This is a genomic window from Enterobacter sp. BNK-22 (genome assembly GCF_048684805.1).
Classification (GTDB): domain Bacteria; phylum Pseudomonadota; class Gammaproteobacteria; order Enterobacterales; family Enterobacteriaceae; genus Enterobacter; species Enterobacter quasiroggenkampii.
Genome location: NZ_JBLQTT010000001.1, coordinates 2,624,814 through 2,648,405, shown reverse-complemented (window position 1 = coordinate 2,648,405; position 23,592 = coordinate 2,624,814). Strand labels below are relative to the sequence as shown.

22 protein-coding genes and 2 tRNA genes are annotated in these 23,592 nt (G+C 56.6%); 17 read left to right on the top strand and 7 right to left on the bottom strand.

Annotation, left to right across the window (positions count from 1 at the left end):
- Positions 1-52 precede the first annotated feature (52 nt).
- Positions 53-129 (top strand) — tRNA-Asp (locus ACMGGE_RS12560).
- A gap of 160 nt (positions 130-289) precedes the next feature.
- Entirely contained in the window at positions 290-1,093 is an 804-nt protein-coding gene (dkgB, locus tag ACMGGE_RS12555) for a 2,5-didehydrogluconate reductase DkgB (protein ID WP_420293819.1), read from the top strand.
- 29 nt (positions 1,094-1,122) lie between these two features.
- Here the strand turns inward: dkgB and yafC are convergent, their stop codons facing one another.
- Positions 1,123-2,028, bottom strand: a complete 906-nt coding sequence (gene yafC / locus ACMGGE_RS12550) for a DNA-binding transcriptional regulator YafC (RefSeq protein WP_045909864.1) — start codon at positions 2,026-2,028, stop codon at positions 1,123-1,125.
- Between the two features lie 104 nt (positions 2,029-2,132).
- On the opposite strand from yafC, the gene ACMGGE_RS12545 reads away from it, so the two are divergent.
- The 3 genes from ACMGGE_RS12545 to ACMGGE_RS12535 all read left to right on the top strand — a co-directional run bounded on the left by ACMGGE_RS12545 (position 2,133) and on the right by ACMGGE_RS12535 (position 5,095).
- Positions 2,133-3,308 (top strand): MFS transporter, encoded by a 1,176-nt coding sequence (locus ACMGGE_RS12545; RefSeq protein ID WP_048029941.1) that lies wholly within the window; start codon positions 2,133-2,135, stop codon positions 3,306-3,308.
- Between the two features lie 136 nt (positions 3,309-3,444).
- Positions 3,445-4,245, top strand: coding sequence for an endonuclease/exonuclease/phosphatase family protein (locus tag ACMGGE_RS12540; protein WP_025912579.1), 801 nt, complete (start codon positions 3,445-3,447; stop codon positions 4,243-4,245).
- A gap of 76 nt (positions 4,246-4,321) precedes the next feature.
- Complete coding sequence (locus ACMGGE_RS12535) at positions 4,322-5,095, top strand: class I SAM-dependent methyltransferase (protein WP_196351995.1); 774 nt, start codon at positions 4,322-4,324, stop codon at positions 5,093-5,095.
- Between the two features lie 52 nt (positions 5,096-5,147).
- Here the strand turns inward: ACMGGE_RS12535 and mltD are convergent, their stop codons facing one another.
- Entirely contained in the window at positions 5,148-6,512 is a 1,365-nt protein-coding gene (gene mltD, locus ACMGGE_RS12530) for a murein transglycosylase D (RefSeq protein WP_045909861.1), read from the bottom strand.
- Between the two features lie 68 nt (positions 6,513-6,580).
- Positions 6,581-7,339 (bottom strand): hydroxyacylglutathione hydrolase, encoded by a 759-nt coding sequence (gloB, locus tag ACMGGE_RS12525; protein WP_126534498.1) that lies wholly within the window; start codon positions 7,337-7,339, stop codon positions 6,581-6,583.
- A gap of 32 nt (positions 7,340-7,371) precedes the next feature.
- On the opposite strand from gloB, the gene ACMGGE_RS12520 reads away from it, so the two are divergent.
- Complete coding sequence (locus tag ACMGGE_RS12520) at positions 7,372-8,088, top strand: class I SAM-dependent methyltransferase (RefSeq protein WP_353143014.1); 717 nt, start codon at positions 7,372-7,374, stop codon at positions 8,086-8,088.
- Here ACMGGE_RS12520 and rnhA read toward each other — a convergent pair whose 3' ends face one another.
- A complete protein-coding gene (gene rnhA / locus ACMGGE_RS12515; RefSeq protein WP_008500276.1) occupies positions 8,089-8,556 on the bottom strand; it encodes a ribonuclease HI in 468 nt (155 codons plus the stop codon).
- A 64-nt stretch (positions 8,557-8,620) separates the two neighbouring features.
- On the opposite strand from rnhA, the gene dnaQ reads away from it, so the two are divergent.
- The 9 genes from dnaQ (at position 8,621) to ACMGGE_RS12470 (ending at position 17,715) form a co-directional block, all read left to right on the top strand.
- Positions 8,621-9,352, top strand: a complete 732-nt coding sequence (gene dnaQ, locus ACMGGE_RS12510; protein WP_048029949.1) for a DNA polymerase III subunit epsilon — start codon at positions 8,621-8,623, stop codon at positions 9,350-9,352.
- Positions 9,353-9,484: 132 nt separating this feature from the next.
- A tRNA-Asp gene (locus ACMGGE_RS12505) sits at positions 9,485-9,561 on the top strand.
- Positions 9,562-9,940: 379 nt separating this feature from the next.
- On the top strand, positions 9,941-10,660 hold the full coding sequence (locus ACMGGE_RS12500) for a FadR/GntR family transcriptional regulator (RefSeq protein ID WP_045909857.1): 720 nt from the start codon (positions 9,941-9,943) through the stop codon (positions 10,658-10,660).
- Positions 10,657-11,670 carry an ABC transporter ATP-binding protein gene (locus tag ACMGGE_RS12495; protein WP_111967260.1) on the top strand — a complete coding sequence of 338 codons (1,014 nt, stop codon included), beginning with the start codon at positions 10,657-10,659 and terminating at the stop codon, positions 11,668-11,670. The genes ACMGGE_RS12500 and ACMGGE_RS12495 overlap by 4 nt, the downstream gene beginning before the upstream one ends.
- Complete coding sequence (locus ACMGGE_RS12490; RefSeq protein WP_420293818.1) at positions 11,667-12,749, top strand: ABC transporter ATP-binding protein; 1,083 nt, start codon at positions 11,667-11,669, stop codon at positions 12,747-12,749. Before ACMGGE_RS12495 ends, ACMGGE_RS12490 begins: the two co-directional genes overlap by 4 nt.
- A 2-nt stretch (positions 12,750-12,751) precedes the next feature.
- Complete coding sequence (locus tag ACMGGE_RS12485; protein ID WP_420293817.1) at positions 12,752-14,266, top strand: ABC transporter substrate-binding protein; 1,515 nt, start codon at positions 12,752-12,754, stop codon at positions 14,264-14,266.
- 18 nt (positions 14,267-14,284) lie between these two features.
- Positions 14,285-15,226: an ABC transporter permease gene (locus ACMGGE_RS12480; RefSeq protein WP_008500268.1), complete on the top strand. Its 942-nt coding sequence runs from the start codon at positions 14,285-14,287 to the stop codon at positions 15,224-15,226.
- Between the two features lie 2 nt (positions 15,227-15,228).
- Positions 15,229-16,104: an ABC transporter permease gene (locus tag ACMGGE_RS12475; RefSeq protein ID WP_420293816.1), complete on the top strand. Its 876-nt coding sequence runs from the start codon at positions 15,229-15,231 to the stop codon at positions 16,102-16,104.
- A gap of 9 nt (positions 16,105-16,113) precedes the next feature.
- On the top strand, positions 16,114-17,715 hold the full coding sequence (locus tag ACMGGE_RS12470) for a gamma-glutamyltransferase family protein (RefSeq protein WP_420293815.1): 1,602 nt from the start codon (positions 16,114-16,116) through the stop codon (positions 17,713-17,715).
- A 56-nt stretch (positions 17,716-17,771) separates the two neighbouring features.
- Here the strand turns inward: ACMGGE_RS12470 and ACMGGE_RS12465 are convergent, their stop codons facing one another.
- Together ACMGGE_RS12465 and fadE are read right to left on the bottom strand one after the other, a co-directional pair.
- On the bottom strand, positions 17,772-18,542 hold the full coding sequence (locus tag ACMGGE_RS12465) for an amidohydrolase (RefSeq protein ID WP_045909852.1): 771 nt from the start codon (positions 18,540-18,542) through the stop codon (positions 17,772-17,774).
- A 108-nt stretch (positions 18,543-18,650) separates the two neighbouring features.
- Complete coding sequence (gene fadE, locus ACMGGE_RS12460) at positions 18,651-21,095, bottom strand: acyl-CoA dehydrogenase FadE (RefSeq protein WP_420293814.1); 2,445 nt, start codon at positions 21,093-21,095, stop codon at positions 18,651-18,653.
- A gap of 239 nt (positions 21,096-21,334) precedes the next feature.
- Between fadE and lpcA the strand changes: the two genes are divergently transcribed.
- Positions 21,335-21,913: a D-sedoheptulose 7-phosphate isomerase gene (gene lpcA / locus ACMGGE_RS12455; RefSeq protein ID WP_021242877.1), complete on the top strand. Its 579-nt coding sequence runs from the start codon at positions 21,335-21,337 to the stop codon at positions 21,911-21,913.
- A gap of 57 nt (positions 21,914-21,970) precedes the next feature.
- A complete protein-coding gene (locus ACMGGE_RS12450) occupies positions 21,971-22,738 on the top strand; it encodes a class II glutamine amidotransferase (RefSeq protein ID WP_008500262.1) in 768 nt (255 codons plus the stop codon).
- Here ACMGGE_RS12450 and dpaA read toward each other — a convergent pair.
- On the bottom strand, positions 22,709-23,449 hold the full coding sequence (gene dpaA / locus ACMGGE_RS12445; RefSeq protein WP_045909850.1) for a peptidoglycan meso-diaminopimelic acid protein amidase: 741 nt from the start codon (positions 23,447-23,449) through the stop codon (positions 22,709-22,711). The genes ACMGGE_RS12450 and dpaA overlap by 30 nt on opposite strands.
- Positions 23,450-23,592 lie beyond the last annotated feature (143 nt).

The window sequence follows — 23,592 nt, the reverse complement described above, 5'->3', positions numbered from 1 at the left end:
AATTAAGTAGTAAGCCGGTGCATTAATCCGGTGGTTACAAGCAGTCTTCGGTGGAGCGGTAGTTCAGTCGGTTAGAATACCTGCCTGTCACGCAGGGGGTCGCGGGTTCGAGTCCCGTCCGTTCCGCCACTTATTAAAAGCCCTGAGTTAACGCTCAGGGCTTTTTTCTTATCTGACGTTTAATTATTGCGAAATCAGCAAAAATCCTCTGCGTTTTACGATCTTTTTCTCTATAACACCGCCAGCGATAATCGTCCTCAGTTTACGAACATAACGATTGAGGAAAATTATGACTCTCCCTGCATTTGGTCTGGGCACATTCCGCCTGAAAGACGACGTTGTTATCGCATCAGTTAAAACCGCACTCGAGCTGGGCTATCGCGCAGTTGATACGGCGCAGATCTATGAAAACGAAGCTGCCGTTGGACAAGCTCTCGAAGAGAGCGGTGTACCGCGTAATGAGCTGTTCATTACCACGAAAATCTGGATTGAGAATCTCAGCAAAGACAAGCTGATCCCAAGCCTGAAAGAAAGCCTGAAAAAACTGCGTACTGACTACGTTGATCTGACTCTGATCCACTGGCCATCACCAAACGATGCCGTCTCCGTGGAAGAATTCATGCAGGCGCTGCTGGAAGCGAAAAAGCAGGGCTTAACCCGCGAAATTGGGATCTCCAACTTCACGATCCCGCTGATGGAAAAAGCCATTGCGGCTGTAGGTGCAGAAAATATTGCGACCAACCAGATTGAACTGTCTCCTTACCTGCAGAACCGCAAAGTCGTGGACTGGGCAAAACAGCACGGGATCCACATCACCTCATACATGACGCTGGCCTATGGTAAAGCGCTGAAAGATGAAGTGATTACGCGTATCGCTGAGAAACATAACGCGACTGCCGCGCAGGTTATTCTGGCATGGGCAATGGGTGAAGGTTATGCCGTGATCCCATCTTCAACTAAACGTGAAAACCTGGCGAGCAACCTGTTAGCAACGGATCTTCACCTGGATGCTGAAGATAAAAAAGCGATCGCAGCCCTGGAATGCAACGATCGCCTGGTCAGCCCGGAAGGCTTAGCTCCTCACTGGGATTAAGTTTGACTCATCCTCTGTAGCCTGAACCCTCACACAGCTCCTCCGGGAGCTGTTTTTATATGTTCACTCAGAAAATCAATAAAGGCACGAATGCGCGTACTCACCGCTCTGTCACTGTAATATACCGCGCTAAAAGGCATTTCGACCGGCAGGCGTTTATCGGCCATCAATTCCACCAGTTCACCCCGCGCAATCTCCTTATCGATCATATAGTCTGACAGGCAGGCGATACCATTGCCTTCGAGGCACAGCTGCTTCAGCGTTTCCCCGCTGTTAGACGACAATCCGCTTGTAATTTCATGAAGTTGCCCATCATGGCAGGCGACAGGCCAGGTGTTCAGCGATACCGGCTCCGTAAAGCCCAGGCACAGATGCTGCTTCAGTTCTTCAACCGTCTCCGGTTTACCATGTTCAGCAATATACTGTGGCGACGCGATAATTTTTCGGTAGCTGGCAAACAGAGGGCGGGCACGCAAGCTTGAATCGGTCAGCGTTCCCGCCCGGATAGCCACATCTACCTTTCGCTCGATGAGGTTGATAAACGTCTCTGAGGAGACCAGAGAGAGCGTCATCTCCGGATAACGTTCGCGGAAAGGTTTAATCAGCGGCATCAGAAAGTGAAGCACAACCGGCGTGGCCGCATCAATGCGCAGTAACCCACGCGGCGTGCTGCGGGTTTCCATAATCTCGGTCTCGGCTGCGGCCATCTCCTGCAGTACCGACTGCACGCGGCGAAAATAACGCTCTCCTTCTTCCGTCAGGCTCAGTTGCCGCGTCGTTCGGTTAAGCAGGCTCACCCCAAGCTTCATCTCCAGCTTTTTAACCGAGCGGCTAATGGCTGAGTTAGCCTGTCCCAGCTGTTCGGCCGCGCGGCTAAAGCTGCCGCTTTCGACGACGGCGACAAAGATTGTCAGCTCTTCTGACGTTGCTTTCATTGTTGCATCACTCGCAAAATTCTATTGATATTTTGACCGTTTTTGTTATTTAAGCACTGGCGCATACTGCCTGTCATCTTAATCCTGATGATACGGAGTATTTTATGCCACTGGCGCTTCTTGCCCTGACGATCAGTGCCTTTGCAATTGGCACGACCGAATTTGTTATCGTGGGACTGGTTCCCACCATTGCTAACCAGCTTGCGATCTCATTGCCCTCCGCCGGATTGCTGGTGTCCATCTATGCCCTGGGTGTTGCCGTCGGTGCCCCCGTGCTGACGGCCCTGACCGGACGCTTTCCGCGTAAGCAGCTGTTAGTTGCATTAATGGTGCTGTTCACCGCCGGCAACGTGCTGGCCTGGCAGGCGCCGGACTACACCACGCTGGTCATCGCTCGTCTGTTGACCGGCCTTGCACACGGGGTGTTCTTCTCGATTGGTTCCACTATTGCAACCAGCCTGGTACCAAAAGAGAAAGCGGCCTCCGCCATTGCGATCATGTTCGGTGGGCTGACCGTTGCACTCGTCACAGGCGTACCGTTGGGCACGTTTATCGGACAACACTTCGGCTGGCGTGAAACGTTCCTGGCCGTCTCCTTACTGGGCGTCATTGCCCTGGTGACCAGCCTGCTGCTGGTGCCGTCGAATATTCCTGGCCGGGCCAGCGCCAGCCTGAGCGATCAGCTGAAGGTGCTCACGCATCCGCGTTTGCTGATCATCTACGCGGTTACGGCGCTGGGCTATGGTGGCGTATTCACCGCCTTCACTTTCCTTGCACCGATGATGCAGGACCTGGCGGGTTTCTCCCCCAATGCCGTGAGCTGGATTTTGCTGGGATACGGTATTTCCGTTGCGATTGGCAATATCTGGGGCGGCAAGCTTGCGGATAAGCATGGTGCGGTACCGGCGCTGAAATTCATTTTCGCCGCGTTGGTCGTTCTGTTGATGATTTTCCAGTTCACGGCTTCGCTACAGTACGCCGCGCTGGTCACGGTACTGGTCATGGGGATCTTCGCCTTTGGTAATGTGCCCGGGCTTCAGGTCTACGTTGTACAGAAAGCCGAGCTTTATACGCCCAATGCGGTGGATGTGGCTTCCGGCCTGAATATTGCCGCTTTTAATATTGGTATCGCGCTGGGCTCCATCATTGGTGGGCAAACCGTCGAACATTTCGGATTAACCCAGACGCCATGGATTGGCGCGGTGATTGTCCTGGTCGCTTTCCTGTTGATTGGGCTGAGCGGACGTCTTGATAAACCCACCCGCGTCGCGCTGGGTTAACATCAGTAAGCGCTTGCTTACAAAACTGGAAAGCGGTTTCTCAGAAATTGCGTTGAAAGTGTGACCTAAAGTCCCTATAACATTAGAACCAGTCCGTTTTCCGGACTGGTTCATGTTACAGAGGCTGTTTCCAAAAGTGCGAAAAAATACCTATGCCATGCGTTATGTAGCCGGAATGCCCGCGGAGAGGATCTTGCCTCCGGGGTCATTTGCGAGCATAAGCCAGGCATTACCCGCCGGCACGCCGTTAAGCAGCGATGAAAAAATCCGTGTACTGGTGTGGAATATCTTTAAGCAGCAGCGTGCGGAGTGGTTATCGGTCCTCAAGAATTTTGGCAAAGATGCCCATCTGGTCCTGCTCCAGGAGGCGCAAACCACGCCTGAACTCGTTCGGTTTGCTACCACTCACTATCTTGCCGCCGACCAGGTACCCGCCTTTGTTCTGCCGCAGCATCCCTCGGGCGTGATGACGCTTTCAGCGGCACATCCCGTCTATTGTTGTCCACTGCGCGAACGAGAGCCTATTCTGCGCCTGGCGAAATCGGCGCTGGTGACGGTCTATCCGCTGCCGGATACCCGTATGCTGATGGTCGTGAATATCCACGCGGTGAACTTCAGCCTGGGCGTGGATGTGTACAGTAAGCAGTTACTTCCGATTGGTGATCAGATAGCGCATCACAGCGGGCCCATCATTATGGCCGGCGATTTCAATGCCTGGAGCCGTCCGCGCATGAATGCGCTGTACCGCTTTGCGCGCGAAATGTCGCTGCGTGAAGTTCGTTTTAGCGATGACCAGCGCAAAAAAGCCTTTGGTCGTCCTCTTGACTTTGTCTTCTATCGTGGGTTGAGCGTGCACGATGCCTCCGTGCTGGTGACGCGCGCCTCCGATCATAACCCTCTACTCGTCGAATTCAGTCCCGGCAAACCTGATAAATAATGGTGTGTCAGGTCTGCCGTGGGGCAGGCCTGTGCAGGTGCTGCCCTTTTATTTTTAACCCACAAAGGACAGTACGATGACAACAACACACTCCCATCATGACAACGTAGAAAAACAGTTTGGTTCGCAGGCAAATGCGTATCTGAGCAGCGCCGTACACGCTTCAGGCCGCGATCTGGTACGCCTCGGTGAGCGCCTGTCGGCATTTCCGCAGGCGCACGTGCTGGATTTAGGCTGCGGGGCAGGGCATGCCAGCTTCACGGCTGCGCAGCAGGTGGCGCAGGTTACCGCATATGACTTATCCAGCCAGATGCTGGAGGTGGTTGCTGAAGCGGCGAAAGCGAAGGGGCTGGACAACATTGATACGCGTCAGGGCTATGCCGAATCCTTACCTTTTGATGATGCCGCGTTTGAGGTGGTGATCAGCCGTTATTCCGCGCACCACTGGCACGATGTTGGCCAGGCATTACGTGAAGTCAAACGCGTTCTGAAGCCGGGTGGCATCTTCATTATTATGGATGTGATGTCGCCTGGACATCCGGTGCGCAATATCTGGCTGCAAACGGTGGAAGCGCTGCGCGACACCTCGCATGTGCAAAACTACGCCAGCGGAGAGTGGTTATCGCTTATCACGGAAGCGGGACTGATTACACGCTCGTTAATCACAGACCGTTTGCCGCTGGAGTTTAGCTCGTGGATTGCGCGTATGCGCACCCCGGAAGCGTTAAGTCAGGCAATCAGGCTGTATCAGGAGAGTGCGTCCGCAGAGGTGAAGGCGTACTTTGAACTGCAGGACGATGGTTCATTTACCAGCGATACCATCATGGCGGAAGCGCAAAAAGCGGGATAAACAAAAAAGGCACCGAGGGGAATCGGTGCCTTTTTATCTTTCGGTCGTGTTATCAGGAGTCTGGCGTCGCGCTGTTCTTCACAAACAGCGTCAGCTGGTCGCCTGGTTTCAGATTGTCAGTATCATTGTTCCAGCGCATCACATCTTTGATGTTCACGCCGTGACGTTTTGCGATACTGGACAGCGAATCACCCTTACGCACGCGATAGGTAATGCTATCGCTGTTGTTGGCAAGACGCTGCGCACTGCTACCTGCGCCAACCGTCAGATTCTGACCCACTTTCAAGCCCGATCCGCGCAGATTGTTCCACTGCTGGAGATCTTTTGCGCTCACGCCAAGACGTGATGCAATGCCTGAAAGCGTATCACCTGAACGAACCTTATAACTGCGGCTGTTGACGGGTGAGGCATCCGCGATCAGCGTTGACTGAACGGCAGCGATTTCACCCGAAGCTAAAGACTCACGTAACTGCTCAGCATGTTTCTGCGGAACCATTACATACTGCGGACCACTCGCCCCCAGGGTTGAGCCTTTAACGCCAGCATTAAAGGTTTTCAGTTTACTTACCGACATACCCGTCATATCAGCAACCTGTTGAATATCAACCGGATTGCTGAGGCGAACACGCGCCAGTGCACGACTTTCGTCTGGTGTTGGCAGTTGCACACCGTAACGCTTGCTGTTCTTGAGAATATCGCTCAGTGCCAGCATTTTCGGTACGTAAATCTTTGTTTCCTGTGGCAGTGAGAGCGACCAAAAATCGGTGGATTTACCCCGTGCTTTATTCGCTTTCATTGCCTTCAGTACACGACCTTCGCCGCTATTGTACGCTGCGACCGTTAACAGCCAGTCGCCGTCAAACATCTTGTTCAGACGTTGCATCATGTCGAGAGCGGCTGTCGTTGAAGCGACAACATCGCGACGCGCATCATAGTTGCGGGTCTGTTTCAGACCATAGTTTCGCCCGGTGCTCGGAATGATCTGCCAAATGCCTGCGGCATTGGCGCCAGACGTCGCGTGTGGGTCAAAAGCGCTCTCCACTATGGGTAGGAGTACCAGCTCCATAGGCATGTTACGTTTCTTAACTTGCCCGGCTATCCAGTACATATACGGCTCTGCCCGTAACGTTACATCGTGGAGATAGCTCTTATTACTTAAATACTTCTGTTTCTGTTCGCGAATCCGGGTATTTTCCGGAATTCCCATCTTTAGCTCGTCGCCAATAGAGGTCCACAAGTCTTGATCCTGCGCGAAAGATGTTCCATCGTCCATCCAGCGCGCCGAACTTGTAAACTTCCCTGCTTCCCCTTGACCAGCTGCAGAAAGGCTCTGTGCGTGCTGTTGTACGTTGCTGCCGTTCTGCGACTGGCAACCTACAAGCAGGACAGAGGCGAGTAATATCGCTTTTGCCTTCATGTGTGTGTCAATAGTTGCTTAAAAGACGAGCGATGATAACGGCGAAATTTTGAAAAGGCAACCCGCAATTATCTGAAGTTATCTTTCTTTGACCTTAACCATGCAAATCGCTGTTCTGGTTGTTGCAAATTTGTTTCTTGGTTAATTTTATTAATTAAATCAATATCATCTGTTCGTAAAAATAAATTAATTTGGCGCTCGTTTTTCAGAATTACGGGGAGTGTTTTTTGGTTTTTTGCACGTAACTCCTTCACTTTGTGATAATAATCCTGAATCGCCCGATCCTCAGGCAACAGGCTGACGGCAAACTTCATATTTCCTAATGTATACTCATGCGCGCAACAAATAACGGTATCATCGGGTAATGCGTTAATCTTCTGTAAAGACTGATACATTTGTGCTGGTGTGCCTTCAAACAGTCTTCCGCAGCCTCCGGAGAACAGCGTGTCGCCGCAAAAAAGATAAGGCTTACTGTAGAAACACAGATGTCCCAAAGTGTGACCCGGTGTAGCAAATACGGAAAACTCCCACTCACGTATGAGGATTTTTTCGCCTTCTTCGACTACTTGCGTGAGTCCCTTATCTTGTGCCTCTGCCGGTCCGTAAACCACAATATGCGGAAAGTGGGCGCGCAGTTCAGGCACGCCGCCCGTATGATCGTGATGATGATGCGTTAACAGAATGGCTTCCGGCTGCCAGCCGTTCTCTTTTATTGCGCGCAGTACGGGGGCGGATTCTCCGGGATCGACAATGACGCATCGACGTTCATCGTCCACCAAAACCCAGATGTAATTGTCCTCAAAAGCGGAAATACTGATAAGATTCATACATTACCTCTAATAGCGTGGCGGGTGTGTTGATGAAACCGGCAAGGATACCTCAGACTGTCGCAGCACCGGAACGTTGGGCGGAATTGCCCTGGGGTGAATACTATCGCGAAGCGTTAGAGCAACAGCTGAAGCCCTGGCTGGCGAAAATGTATGGCTTTCACCTGCTTAAGATTGGCAATCTCAGCGCGGAAATCAATACCGAAAGCTGCGCTATCTCGCATCAGGTCAACGTCTCTCTCGGCGGATCGCCGGTTCAGGTGAAAGCAGACCCGTTACATCTGCCGTTTGCGGAAAAATCCGTTGATGCGTGTTTGCTCTCACATACGTTACCCTGGTGCAGCGATCCGCACCGTCTGCTTCGCGAAGCCGATCGCGTGCTGATTGATGACGGCTGGCTGGTACTGAGCGGATTCAATCCGCTGAGCCTGATGGGCCTGCGTAAGCTGGTACCGGTGCTGCGTCGGACGCCGCCTTACAACAGCCGGATGTTCACCATGATGCGCCAGCTCGACTGGCTGTCACTGCTGAACTTCGAAGTGCTCTGCTACGGCGGTTTTCAGGTGCTGCCCTGGGCGCGGCAGGGGGGCGTCTTGTTGAGCACGCATTTGCCTGCCTTAGGCTGCATGCAGTTTATCGTCGCGCGTAAGCGAACCATTCCCCTTACGCTTAATCCCATGAAGCAGAGCAAATCGAAAACGCCAATCCGTCAGACCGTTGGCGCCACGCGGCAATACAAAAAGCCGTGATCAGGATTCAGGCTGATAACCCGCGTCCTCATGCGCTGGGTTAGCGGCCGCCGCACGCGCCAGCTCGTCACAGCGTTCGTTTTCCGGATGGCCGGCGTGCCCTTTAACCCACTCCCACTTAATCTGGTGCTGGCCCAGCGCAGCATCAAGACGTTTCCAGAGATCGACGTTCTTGACCGGTTTCTTATCGGCCGTCTTCCAGCCGCGTTTTTTCCAGTTATGGATCCACTGGGTAATTCCCTGGCGGACGTACTGACTGTCGGTACTTAACACCACGTCACAATGTTCTTTTAACGCCTCCAGCGCCACAATGGCCGCCATGAGCTCCATCCGGTTGTTGGTGGTCAGAAAATAGCCTTCGCTAAAAGTTTTTTCGTGCTGGCGATAACGCATAATCGCGCCGTAGCCGCCGGGACCTGGGTTGCCGAGACAAGATCCATCGGTGAAAATTTCTACCTGTTTACGCATCTCTGGTAGACTTCCTGTATTTGAAACGTTCAGTTAAACGATAAGTCTGACATAAATGACCGCTATGAGCACTGCAATTACTCGCCAGATCGTCCTCGATACCGAAACCACCGGTATGAACCAGATCGGCGCGCACTACGAAGGGCATAAGATCATCGAGATCGGCGCCGTTGAAGTGGTGAACCGTCGTCTTACGGGGAACAACTTCCACGTCTACCTCAAGCCCGATCGGCTGGTGGATCCCGAAGCGTTCGGCGTTCACGGTATTGCCGATGAGTTCTTGCTGGATAAGCCGACGTTTGCGGATGTGGCTGACGAGTTCCTGGAATACATCAAGGGTGCCGAGCTTGTCATCCATAACGCCTCGTTCGATATCGGCTTTATGGACTATGAATTCAGCAAGCTTAATCGTGATATCCCGAAGACGAACACCTTCTGTAAGGTAACAGACAGTCTGGCGCTGGCGAGGAAGATGTTCCCCGGCAAGCGTAACAGCCTGGATGCACTTTGTTCGCGCTACGAGATAGACAATACCAAACGAACGCTCCACGGGGCGTTGCTCGATGCCCAGATCCTCGCCGATGTCTATCTGACGATGACCGGCGGGCAGACGTCAATGAAGTTCAGTATGGAAAATGAGTCTCAGCAGACGCAGGGCGAAGCGGGTATTCAGCGTGTTGTCCGTCAGGCAAGCCGACTACGGGTTGTTTTAGCCAGTGATGAAGAGCTGCTTAACCACGAATCCCGTCTTGATCTGGTGCAGAAGAAAGGCGGCAGCTGTCTCTGGCGTGCCTGAAAAAACGCCGGAATGCCTGTAAAATCATCGTTTGGGCGAATTTTGCAGCAAACGATTCAAAACGCGAGAAAAAGCGTTGACGAGATCGGAGGCGCACCGTAATATGCGCCTCGTTCCCCAAACGGGAACAGTGGAGCGGTAGTTCAGTCGGTTAGAATACCTGCCTGTCACGCAGGGGGTCGCGGGTTCGAGTCCCGTCCGTTCCGCCACTATTCAGAAGGCCTGAATCAGAAATGATTCAGGCCTTCGTCGTTTCAGCGTTCTGTAATCCCATACTCTCACTTATCGTTAACAAAAAGTTAATATCAATGGTGCAATTAATTAACAATTGCACGGTTGCAGTGCGTTATTTGCACTATCGTTGTGCATTTTGCCACCATGCCTCTCTTCAGAACTCATTCAGAATGTGTCTTTCTGTAAAAATAATTCACGCAGAATCATTTGGTTATCTCCCGCTTGCCAAAAAAATAGCGAACCAATTACGTATTGGTTTGGTTATTGCTTAATCATTAGCACGATAAGCTTCATTCCATATCAATAACTTATCGTTAATAAAAATAAAGCAATGATGAAAGCGAGCGAACCAATATGGAAAAGCCGTCACGGTTTCTGGCCAATTCCAGCACCGCGCTTGAGCAGTTGCGCGGGCTAATCAACCAGCATGAGTCAACACCAGGCATTCCGCTGCCCACGGAACGTGAGCTGTCGGACACTCTCGGCGTAGGGCGACGTGAAGTCCGTCGTGCGCTGGACGTACTGGAAGAGGAGGGGCGTATCTGGCGTAAGCAGGGCAAAGGGACCTTTATCGGCCCGTCAGCACCTGTTGAACCGCTGGCCCTTCAGGGACTGGTGCAGCAAACCAACCTGCTGGAAGTGATGGAAGCTCGTCTTCAGCTTGAACCCGGCCTGGCCCGGCTTGCGGCACTGCGTGCCACCAGGGAAAACCTCGCGCTTATGCAGCGCATGCTGGAACGCATCGATAAGGTCAGCCCGGATGACCGCGATCTCAACGAACTCTGGGATAGCGCCTTTCACCGGGCAATTGCCGAGGCTGCGGGCAACCGTCTGATGCTCGGCCTGTTTGATGCGATTGATGCCGTCAGACGTGAACCGGGCTGGCAGCATCTGCGCGAATTAGCCCGCACGCCCGAACGTGTCGATAGCTATAACGACCACCATCACAAGATCATGGCGGCGATTATCCATCGCCAGCCTAATGAAGCTGCGGCCGCCATGCGCGAACACCTGCTCAGCCTGCAAACCGCCCTGATTCAGGCGATCCACCTTGAGGACGACTTCACGCCATGACGACAATCCCCTTTAAGGACGCCACGCCCGTACTGCAAGTACAAAACCTCAACGTTACGTTCGCGGGCTCGCCGGTTAGCGTGCTTGACGGTATCTCATTGACCGTCAGGGCGGGTGAAACGCTGGCGCTGGTGGGAGAGTCCGGCTGCGGGAAAAGTATCACCTCACTGGCGCTGATGGGGTTACTGCCCGCCAGCGCACGGATCGTCAGCGGGGAGATGCAGTTTCGCCGCCACGATCTGCGCAAGCTCTCGCCGCGGGAATATGCCGATCTGCGCGGCAGCGAGCTGGCGATGATTTTCCAGGAGCCGATGACCTCGCTCAATCCGGCGTTTACGCTGGGCGATCAGCTGAGTGAAGCGGTCATGCGACACCAGGACGTCTCGCGCGCAGAGGCGATGAAGGTCGCGCTGCAGATCCTCGAGAAAGTGCAGATCCCGGCGGCAGAGATGCGTCTCAAGGCTTATCCTCACCAGCTTTCCGGCGGCATGCGCCAGCGCGTGATGATTGCCATGGCGCTGATCAACCATCCCAAATTGCTGATTGCCGACGAACCGACCACCGCGCTCGACGTCACCATCCAGGCGCAAATCCTCGCCTTGCTCAACGCCCTCAAAGAAGAGACCGGCACGGCGGTGCTGATGATCACCCACGATTTAGGCGTGGTGGCCGAAGTGGCGCAGCAGGTGGCGGTGATGTATGCCGGACAGGTGGTAGAGCAGGGAAGCGTTGAGGCGATATTTGCCGATCCGCAGCACCCGTACACCATCGGCCTGATGGGGTCGATTCCCTCCCTTGGCGCACGTAAAGGCCCGCTTTCCACCATTCCCGGTTCGGTACCTCTGCCGGAATCCATGCCGAAGGGCTGTCGTTTTGCCACCCGCTGTCCGTTTGCGCAGGCGCGCTGCCATGATGAAAAACCGCAGCTCGCCACGCTCGGCGCGGGCCATCAGGTTGCCTGCTTCCGCGTGCCGCTCGAACACCACATCGCCCTGGGAGAGACCGCATGACCACGCCCATTCTTGAAGCACGGGACCTCAGCAAGCAGTTCCCCGGTCCGAAAAAACTCTTTACCCCGGCCCGGTTTGTGACGGCGGTCGATCGCGTGTCGCTTGCCGTGATGCCGGGCGAAACGCTGGCGATTGTCGGCGAGTCCGGTTCCGGAAAATCCACGCTTGGCCGCCTGCTGCTGCGCCTGCTGGCCGCCAGCGAAGGGCGCGTGTTTTATCAGGGGGAAGAGATCACCCATGCCTCGGGCGCGCGGCTCAATCAGCTCCGCCGCGAGCTGCAGATCATCTTTCAGGATCCCTTCGCCTCCCTGAACCCGCGCATGACGGTGGAGGAGATCGTCGGCGAGCCGCTGTGGCTGCACCAGAACATGAAGAAAGCGGACCGCCAGTACCGCGTTGCCGAGCTGCTTAAAACCGTAGGCCTGCCCGCCGCCTGGGCCGGGCGCTACCCGCACGAGTTTTCCGGCGGGCAGCGCCAGCGTATCGGCATTGCGCGCGCGCTGGCCTCGGGACCGAAGCTGCTGCTGGGCGATGAGCCGGTATCCGCGCTGGACGTCTCCGTTCAGGCGCAGGTGGTCAATTTGCTGGAAAGCCTGAAGCACCAGCTGGGGTTGACAATGGTGATTGTCGCCCATGGTCTGGCGGTGATCCGCCACATGAGCGACCGCGTGGCGGTCATGTACCTTGGGCAAATCGTCGAGCTCGCCACCGTGGATGAGATCTTTGACGCGCCGCTGCATCCTTATACGCAGGCGCTGATCGCCTCGGCGCCGCAGATGCAGCCGGGCGCTGAACGCGCCGCGCCGCTGCTGCTGGGGGACTTACCGAACTCTGCCAGCCCGCCGTCCGGCTGTCGTTTCCACACCCGCTGCCCGTACGTTACCGACGAATGCCGCCAGGTCGAGCCGATTAATCAGGTGCTCGATGGCGGGCGTCAGGTTGCCTGCCACCGCTGGCAGGAGATCAACCGCGATCGCAGCGTTATCCAGATCGCACCGCCATCCGCCGCTTTTCTGCGCCGCCGCGCGCTGTTTGAACACGCGGCCACCCACTCATCCCTTCCTTCAAGGAACTCATGATAATGACAATGCGTAATTCTCTTTTGACCGTACTGGGAAGTGTTATGTTGCTTGGCGCGGCGCTGCCCGCCCATTCTGAAAGCGTGCTGCGTATTGGCCTGGGGGCAGATCCGGACATGCTCGACCCACATCTGGCGCGCACCTACTATGGCCGCTTCGTCTTTGCCTCCCTGTGCGACAGGCTGGTGGACGTGGATGAAAACCTGAAGGTCGTCCCCGGTCTGGCCAAAGACTGGGCGTGGAGTGACGACGGTAAAACCCTGACGCTTAATCTGCGCGAAGGTGTGACCTTCCACGACGGTGAGAAATTCGATGCCGCTGCGGCAAAATACAACCTCGACCGCGCCCTGATCCTGAAAGGCTCCCTGCGTAAGAGCGAGATCTCCTCCGTTGAATCGGTCGAGGTCACCGGCCCGATGCAGATTGCGCTGCACCTGAAGACCCCCGATGCCGCGCTGCTGATGCAGCTTACCGACCGCGCGGGCGCAATGATGGCCCCCGAGGCGGCGAAAAAGCCTGACTTTGCCGCCCATCCCGTCTGTTCCGGCCCGTATAAATTCGACAGCCGCGTGTCCCAGGACCGCATCGTGCTGACCCGCTTCGAAAACTACTGGAACAAAGACGCCTACCACTTCGACAAAATCATCTATCTGCCGATCCCGGATGCCTCCGTGCGCCTCGCGAACCTGCGCGCGGGCGATCTCGATCTGACCGAAGGGATTGCCGCCAGCGACGTGAAAACCGTCGAAGCCGACAGCAAGCTGGCGCTGGCGAAGGTAACGGGCCTGGGCTATCAGGGCATCACCTTCAACATCAACAACGGCAAGGTGCCGGCCAACGACCCGTTCAAAGATGCCCGCGTGCGCGAGGCCTTCTCGCAGGCTATCGACCGCGATGCGCTAAACCAGGTGGTCTTTGAAGGACTGTATACGCCAGCCAACCAGGCGTTTTCGACGGTCAGCCCGTATCACGTCAACCTGCCGGTCCCGCCGCGTGACGTCGACAAGGCCAAAGCGCTGCTCAAAGCGGCTGGCGTCAGCGCGCCGCTGACCGTCAACCTGCTGGTGCCGAACAACCCCACCTCACAGCAGGTGGGGCAGGTGCTGCAGGCGATGGTCGCCGAGGCGGGCTTTAACCTGAACCTGCAGATGACCGAATTCGCCACGCTGCTGGACCGCCAGCAGAGCGGGGACTATCAGCTGAGCTTCTCCGGCTGGTCGGGGCGCCCGGATCCGGACGGCAGCATCTACGGCTTTATCAACAGCAAAGGCACCCTGAACGACGGCCGCTACAGCAATGCGCAGGTCGATGAGTGGCTGACCCAGGCGCGCCAGAGCACCGACCAGGCTGCGCGCCAGCCGCTGTACGACAAGGTGGTGAAACAGCTGCAAACGGATATGCCGATTGCCTACCTCTACTTCGAGCCGCGTATTTTTGGCCTGAACAAAAGCGTGCAGGGCTTCAAGCCTTACCCGGACGGCATCGTGCGTCTGGCTGGCTTAACGCTGGCGAAATAACCGTCCTGAGGAGAACCCATGCTGGAACTGATTTGCAAACGTCTGCTGCTGGCCGTTCCGACGCTACTGCTGGTGAGCATGATGGTGTTTGGGCTGCAAAAGCTGCTGCCCGGCGACCCGCTGATCGCCATGGCCGGCGAGGAGCGCGACCCGGCAGTTATCGCTCAGCTGCGCGCGGAGCTGAACCTCGATGCGCCGATCCCCGTGCAGTATTTCCACTGGCTGACGCGGGCGCTGCAGGGCGATCTGGGCGTCTCCTTACGCACGCACGAGCCGGTGACGCAGCTGATTGCCAGCAAACTGCCGGTGACGCTGGAGCTGTCGCTGCTGGCGATGATTATCGCGCTGGTGTTTGGCATCAGCATGGGGATCCTCGCGGCGGTGAACAAAAACAGCTGGGTCGATCACGGGGCGAACTTCGTGGCGATCTCGGGGATCTCGATCCCGCACTTCTGGCTGGGGATCCTGCTGATTCTGGTCTTCTCGGTGAACCTGCAATGGCTCCCCGCGTCCGGCTATGTGCCGTTCAGTGAAGATCCGCTCCAGAACCTGCGCACGCTGCTGCTGCCCGCGTCCGTGCTCGGAACGGGCCTCGCGGCAACGCTGATGCGCCATACCCGCGCCTCGATGATTGCCGTGCTGAAAGCGGATTACATCCGCACCGCGCGGGCGAAAGGGCTGCTGCCGAAAGCGGTGATCCTGAAGCACGCGTTTCGCAACGCGCTGGTGCCGGTAATCACCCTCACCACGCTGCTGTTTGGCGAGCTGCTGGGCGGTGCGGTGCTGACCGAGCAGGTTTTCACCATTCCGGGCTTTGGCAAGATGATCGTCGACTCGGTTTTCAACCGTGACTATGCGGTGGTGCAGGGCGTGGTGCTGATCGTGGCGATTGGTTTCCTGATGCTGAACCTTCTGGCCGACGTGCTCTACGTCCTCATCAACCCGAAAATGCGAGGTTAACCATGGCGGAACTGACGACGCAAACCGTTGTGCCTGCGCTGCCGGGGGCGCAAAACCGGGTGCTGAAGAAATTCCTCGGCAATAAAAGTGCGGTCATTGGCGCGGCGGTGGTGGGCTTCTTTGTGCTGGTGGCGCTGCTGGCGCCGTGGATCGCCCCGTTCGATCCGGTCAAGGCCAACTTCCTGGCGGTGCGCAAAGCGCCGTCGGCGATGTACTGGTTCGGCACCGACGAGCTGGGGCGCGATATCCTGTCCCGCATTATCTGGGGGGCGCGCACCTCGCTGATGGCGGGCTGCTTGTCTGTGGTAATTGCCGTGGTTATCGGCGTACCGCTGGGGCTGGTGGCGGGCTACTTCCAGAAGATGTGGGACGGCGTCATCTCGCGCGTGATCGAGGCGCTGCTGGCCTGCCCGTTCCTGATCATGGCGATCGCGCTGGGGGCATTTTTAGGCCCGAGCCTGACCAACGCGATGATCGCCATCGGTCTTTCGGCGATGCCGATCTTCGCCCGCCTGACGCGCGGGCAGGTGATCGCCATTCGCAACGAAGAGTATATCGACGGCGCGCGGGCGATTGGCCTGCCGGATCGCTGGATCATCATCAAGTACGTCCTGCCCAACGTGATGTCGGCGATCCTGGTGCAGGCCACGCTGGCCATTGCCTCGGCGATTATCGCTGAAGCCAGCCTGTCGTTCTTGGGGCTGGGACAGCAGCCGCCCAATCCGTCCTGGGGCTCTATGCTCAATACCGCCAAAGGTTTTCTTGAGCAGGCCCCGTGGATGTCCATTTTCCCCGGTGTGGCGATTTTCCTTGCCGTGCAGGGCTTTAATTTACTCGGCGACGGGCTGCGCGATGCGCTCGATCCGCGCCATGACTAAGGAGTCATGATGACCAAAGCGCTTGATTTTACGTCCGGTTACGATTCACGACGCCCGCCGATGCTGGGCCATAACGCCGTTGCAACGTCGCAGCCGCTGGCGGCGCAGGCGGGAATGAAGATGCTGCAGCTGGGGGGAAATGCCGTGGATGCGGCCATTGCCACCGCGATGGCGCTGACGGTGGTCGAGCCGACCGGCAACGGGATCGGCAGCGACGCCTTTGCCATCGTCTGGGACGGTGAAAAGCTGCACGGCCTGAACGCGTCCGGTCGTTCGCCTGCGAGCTGGCATGCGGATCTGTTTGCCGGAAAAACCGCAGTGCCGGAAATCGGCTGGGACGCGGTGACCGTGCCGGGCGCGGTATCCGGCTGGGTCGCCCTGGCGGAACGCTTCGGCACGCTGCCGCTGACCACGCTGGCGCAGCCCGCCATTGACTACGCGCGCAACGGCTTTCCTGTCTCCCCGCTGATTGGGCATCTCTGGCAGCGCGGCTATCACAAGCTGAAAGATCAGCCGGGCTTCAGCGCCTGCTTCGCGCCGGAAGGCCGCGCCCCGCGCGTGGGGGAGATCTTCCGTAACCCGGCGCAGGCGAACTCGCTGGAGCTGATTGCGAAAACTAACGGCGACGCCTTTTACCGCGGCGAGCTGGCGCAGAAAATTGCCGCTTTCGCCAAAGAACATGGCGCGCACCTGACGGCTGAGGATCTGGCCAACCATCGCGTGGACTGGGTAAAGCTGCTGTCGCGCGACTTCGCGGGCGGTTCGGTGCAGGAGCTCCCGCCTAACGGTCAGGGGATCGCCACGCTGATTGCGCTCGGCATCCTTGAGCAGTGCGGCATTGAGAAGCATCATCCGGATTCCGTGCAGTCTCTGCATCTCTCCATCGAGGCGATGAAGCTGGCGCTGGCGGATCTCGACCGCTACGTGGCGGACGAAGAACACATGGCCTTCGCGGCAAAAGAGCTGCTGAGCGACCATTATCTGAAGTCGCGCGCGGCGCTGATCAACCACGACTATGCCTCTGATTTTGTCTACGGTTCCCCGACGCAGAGCGGCACGGTCTACATCAGCACCGCGGACGCCAGCGGGATGATGGTCTCGTTTATTCAGTCCAACTATATGGGCTTCGGTTCAGGCATTGTGGTGCCGGATACGGGGATCAGCCTGCAAAACCGGGGCTGCGGATTTGTGCTGGATCCTGAGCACCCGAACGCGCTGGCGGGCAGCAAGCGCCCGTTCCATACCATCATTCCGGGCTTTGCGATGGACGGCAACGGCCAGCCGCTGATGTCCTTTGGCGTGATGGGCGGCCCGATGCAGGCGCAGGGGCACATGCAGATGGCGCTGCGCATCATGCTGCACGGGCAAAACCCGCAGGCGGCAATCGACGCTCCGCGCTGGCGCGTGGTGCAGGGCAGGGAGGTGATCGTTGAATCGACGTTCGATCGCAACACGATTGCCGCTCTGCGCGAGCGCGGGCATCAGATCGTGGTGGAAGATCCGCTTCAGGATTACAACTTCGGTGGCGCGCAGGTGATTTACCGCCTGCCGGAAGGACACTACGTGGCCGCGACGGAAAGCCGCAAGGACGGGCAGGCGCTGGTGAGTTAAAAGAAGCGAGCAACATTGGTAGGCCGGGTAAGGCGTAGCCGCCACCCGGCTTTTTTTCACTCAATGCTAAAAGGATCCGCATCCTGCCACGCCGGAAACTTCTCCCGGTACTCCTTCAGCGCCGTTAACGATAATTCGGCATCAATACGCGTCGCCTGATGCGGCTCGGCGGTGGCGATGATCTCGCCCTGCGGATTCACCACCCGGCTGTCGCCGCGATAGTGATGCCCGTTGCCGTCCGTCCCCACGCGGTTGCAGCCCACCACGTACGCCTGGTTCTCAATCGCGCGCGCCACCAGCAGCGATTGCCAGTGCAGGGAGCGCGGTGCAGGCCAGTTGGCAACATACAGCGCCAGGTCGTAATCGTTGCGGTTACGCGACCACACCGGGAAACGCAGGTCGTAGCAGACAAGCGGCAGAATACGCCAGCCGCGCCATTCGAACACCACGCGCTCGTTACCGGCCTCATAGTGATGATGTTCATCCGCCATGCGGAACAGGTGGCGTTTATCGTAAAAATGCACGTTCCCTTCCGGCTCCACCAGCAGGAAGCGGTTCACCGGCCCGCGTTCGGTCTGCAGGGCGGCGCTGCCGGCGATCAGCGCATTAGTCTGCTGCGCTTTGGCGTGCATCCAGGCGACCACCTCATCCTGAGGCATTGACTGTTTTGCCGCTTCCATGGCGAAGCCGGTGGTGAACATTTCCGGCAGGACAATCACATCACGCCCGGTAATGTCTTCCAGTTGACGATCAAAGTGGCGCAGGTTGGCGGGGCCATCCATCCACACTAAAGGTTGCTGCAAAATAGAAATCTTCAGACCAGGCACAATTCAGACTCCTCAAACGACCACTTTTTGACACTGTAGCACGACATAACGAGAAAATGTGGCAATAAAAAACCCCGCGCGAGGCGGGGTTTGTATAAGCGAAACGCGTTATGCCGCTTCAGGTTTGCGGTGCTTCTCCGGCAGCTTTACCGGCTGCGTCGCCAGCTCGTCCGGTTCGAAATCATCCACGTTAATGCTGCGCAGACGGCTCTCTTCGGCTTTCACCAGCAGAGCGGCTTCATCTTTATTGATAATGCCACCGGCGAGCGCCTGTTTTGCCAGTTCGTCCAGACGGGTAAACGGCAGGTTTTTGCCCAGCTGTTTACAGATCTTCTGGTGAATCGGATCGGCGGCCATCACGTCCAGCAGCGCTTCTTCCAGCAGACCCACCGGGTTATGCGGCGTCGGTGCCAGGTACTGACCGCGACCGATGCGGGAGCGGGTTGCGCTCGGAACCTGCAGGATCTTCGCCACTTTGTGGTCCAGCTTGTCGGACGGCGCCAGATGGTGACGACCGGTCGGGAAGATCACCACGCGCAGGGCGCCTGCCACGAAGCGGTTCGGGAAGTTCGCCAGCAGATCGTCAATCGCCTGTTCAGCCTGATACAACGCATCCTGCACGCCCCAGTGCACCAGCGGCAGATCCGCTTCCTGACGGCCTTCATCGTCGTAACGTTTCAGGACCGCAGAGGCCAGGAAGATCTGGCTCAGCACATCGCCCAGACGGGCAGAGATACGTTCGCGACGCTTCAGGCTGCCGCCCAGCACCGCCATGGAAACGTCAGACAGCAGGGCCAGGTTGGCGCTCAGACGGTTCAGATGCTGATAATAACGTTTAGTTGCATCGCCGGTCGGCGTGGCGCTGGTAAGACCGCGCGTCAGGCCCAGCCAGAAGCTGCGCACCTTGTTGCTGCCCACGTGACCGATATGTTTGAACAGCAGCTTATCGAAGGCATCCACGTCGTTGTTCTGCGCAGCGGCCATCTCTTCCAGCACGTAAGGATGGCAGCGAATTGCGCCCTGACCGAAGATCATCATGCTGCGGGTCAGGATGTTTGCCCCTTCCACGGTGATGGCAATCGGTGCGCCCTGATAGCCGCGCGCCAGGAAGTTGCCTTCGCCGAGCATAATGCCTTTACCGCCTGCAATATCCATCGCGTCAATGATTGACTGCTGCGCGCGGTGGGTACAGTGGTACTTCACAATGGCGGACAGTACGGCCGGTTTTTCGCCCAGCATAATACCGTAGGTAATCAGCGTGGCGGCGGCGTCCATCACGTAGGCGTTGCCCGCGATACGCGCCAGCGGCTCTTCGATACCTTCCATCTTGCCGATGGAGATTTTGAACTGACGGCGGATGTGCGCGTAGGCACCAATCCCCATCGCCACTGACTTCAGACCGCCGGTTGAGTTCGACGGCAGGGTAATACCGCGGCCCACCGACAGACATTCCACCAGCATACGCCAGCCCTGACCGGCCATTTTTGGACCACCGATGATGTAGTCAATCGGCACAAAGATATCCTGGCCGCGGGTTGGGCCGTTCTGGAACGGCACGTTCAGCGGGAAGTGACGACGACCAATCTCGACGCCTGGGGTGGAGGTTGGGATCAGTGCACAGGTAATACCCAGATCTTCTTCGCCGCCCAGCAGTCTTTCCGGATCAGAGAGCTTAAAGGCCAGACCCAGCACGGTGGCGATAGGGGCCAGCGTGATATAACGCTTGTTCCAGGTCAGGCGCATGCCCAGCACCTGCTCGCCCTGCCACTCGCCCATGCAGACCACGCCGGTATCCGGAATCGCGCCCGCATCGGAGCCTGCTTCCGGGCTGGTCAGCGCGAAGCAAGGGATTTCCTGACCGCGTGCCAGACGCGGCAGGTAGTGATCTTTTTGCTCTTCCGTACCGTAATGCTGCAGCAGTTCGCCCGGGCCTAAGGAGTTAGGCACGCCAACGGTAATCGCCAGGATCCCGGAAACGCCTGCCAGCTTTTGCAGCACGCGAGCCTGAGCGTAAGCGGAGAACTCCAGACCGCCGTACTCTTTCTTAATGATCATCGCGAAGAAGCGATGCTCTTTCAGGTACGCCCACAGTTCTGGCGGTAGATCGGCCATTTCATGGGTGATAGCAAAGTCGTTCGCCATACGGCAGGCTTCTTCTACCGGGCCGTCAATAAACGCCTGTTCTTCCGCGGTCAGACGCGGCTGCGGGTAGTTATGCAGCTTTTTCCAGTCCGGATTGCCCTGGAACAGGTCACCTTCCCACCAGGTGGTGCCCGCATCAATCGCCTCTTTTTCAGTGCGCGACATTGGCGGCATCACTTTGCGGAAGCCTTTGAACACCGGTGCAGAGATCATTGATTTACGCATCGGGGCAAAGTTAAACGGCAGAAGGATGATGGCAAGAGGGACTAAAAGCCAGATATTCCAGAGACCTGCGACGCCAAGCGCAGCCGTCCAGGCCAGAAGAATCAGGCTGCTCAGGAATAAACTTACGCGGTGATAGAACAACACACCGAGCAGAACAACGGTTGCGAGAATGCTCAAAATCATCATAAAGAAAAGCTCCCTTGCTTGTAGGAGGTCTGACCACTTGTGATGATATGGTTGTAGTTGATGTTATTTCCTTTAGCAATGTGTTTACAAAATAATTACAACCTGGTTCACATTGTTCGCGTTTTACTCGGCACGAAAAAGCAAAACGCCGGACGTTTCGCATGGCTTTAGCTTCTCGCTTTTCGCGCTATCCGGTACACTCCACTGTGTTATTTCATCAATACTGAAGGATTATCCTCATGTACCAGGATCTTATTCGTAACGAACTGAACGAAGCGGCGGAAACGCTGGCTAACTTTCTGAAAGATGATGCCAATATTCACGCTATTCAGCGCGCTGCGGTCCTGCTGGCCGACAGCTTCAAAGCGGGTGGCAAAGTGCTCTCCTGCGGTAACGGTGGCTCTCACTGTGACGCGATGCACTTCGCAGAAGAGCTGACCGGTCGCTATCGCGAAAACCGCCCGGGCTACCCGGCGATTGCGATTTCCGACGTGAGCCACATCTCCTGCGTAGGCAACGACTTCGGTTACGACCACATCTTCTCTCGCTACGTTGAAGCGGTAGGCCGTGAAGGCGACGTGCTGCTGGGGATTTCTACCTCCGGCAACTCCGGTAACGTGATCAAAGCGATCGCCGCCGCGCGTGAAAAAGGGATGAAAGTCATCACCCTGACGGGTAAAGATGGCGGTAAGATGGACGGTACGGCGGATGTTGAAATTCGCGTTCCGCACTTCGGTTATGCTGACCGCATTCAGGAAATTCACATCAAAGTGATCCACATCCTGATCCAGCTGATTGAAAAAGAGATGGCTAAGTAAGACTTCGCGGGGGGCATATCCATTGGGGCGCTGCCCCCGCTGTTGTGGAGGTGATGTATGTGCGAACTGCTCGGGATGAGCGCGAATGTGCCAACCGATATCTGCTTTAGTTTCACCGGGCTGGTGCAGCGCGGTGGAGGAACCGGGCCGCATAAAGACGGCTGGGGCATCACCTTCTACGAAGGTAAAGGGTGTCGCACGTTCAAAGATCCACAGCCCAGCTTTAACTCACCGATTGCCAAACTGGTGCAGGACTATCCCATCAAGTCCCGTTCGGTGATCGCCCACATTCGCCAGGCTAACCGCGGCGAAGTGGCGCTGGAAAATACCCATCCGTTTACCCGCGAGCTGTGGGGCCGTAACTGGACCTACGCGCACAATGGGCAACTCACGGGCTATAAGTCGCTGGAAACGGGCAATTTCCGCCCGGTTGGCGAAACCGACAGCGAAAAAGCCTTCTGCTGGCTGCTGCACAAGCTGACGGAGCGCTATCCCCGTACGCCAGGCAACATGGCTGCCGTGTTTAAATACATCGCGACGCTGGCGACCGAGCTACGTGAAAAAGGCGTGTTCAACATGCTGCTCTCTGACGGCCGCTATGTGATGGCGTTCTGCTCGACGAATCTGTTCTGGATCACCCGCCGTGCGCCGTTTGGCGTGGCGACGCTGTTGGATCAGGATGTGGAAATAGACTTTCAGAAGGAGACCACACCGAACGATGTGGTCACTGTTATTGCAACGCAGCCGCTGACGGGCAACGAAACCTGGCAAAAGATTATGCCAGGCGAGTGGGTGCTATTTTGTCTCGGGGACCGTGTAATTTGACGCCAGCTGTGGATGGACGACTTCGTGGCTCAGCGGTTTGCTGACCACGTAACGGCCATCTACGATAGAGACCACCGGTGGCTTGTGGGTCTGCTCAAAGTAGTCATAACCCGGCTTCAGCTGTTGCCAGAAATCCGCGTAGTATGAGTACTTGTGACGTGCCATGTTGGCGTCCGTCATGCGGAACGGATAGATGCTGACCTGTACGCTAGGCTGCCCAAAGACCAGCGCGCCGGTCACGAACTGGAAGATCTCATCAATGCCGGAATCGGTCATCGCATAACAGCCGATAGACACGCAGGCACCGTGGATCATCAGGTATTTACCTTCATAACCGTGTGCACGGTCATAGGCATTCGGGAAGCCGATGTTAATGGCTTTATAGAAGCGGCTGTCAGGCTTGAGCTGGCTGCGCTGAACGTTGTAGAACCCTTCCGGACTTTTGAAGTCGCCCTGACGTTGTTTTGGCCCCAGTCCGCCGGAGTAGTTACAAATTTTGTAACTATCAAGCAGCTGATATGTCTCGCCCATCTTCACATACAGATCGAGAGTGCGTTCTTCCTTGAAGATTTGAATATAAACCGGCGATCCCATTAACTGCTGTTTATATTCCTTACTGACCGGCGTCGTTGAGCTATTACTGCTGAGCAGTCCGGCAAACGACATGCACGGAATCAGAAGCATCGCAATGAACAATGCGATTTTACGCATACTACTAGTTCCTTGATAAAACCATGACCAACTTGCCAGGACGGCAAAAGAGACCCGAAATCAGATTATTCTGTTAGGAGCGCTCACATTAGCACCGCTATAGATTTTCGCAAGAGCCGGGCGGTGAGTTTACAAATTAGTTT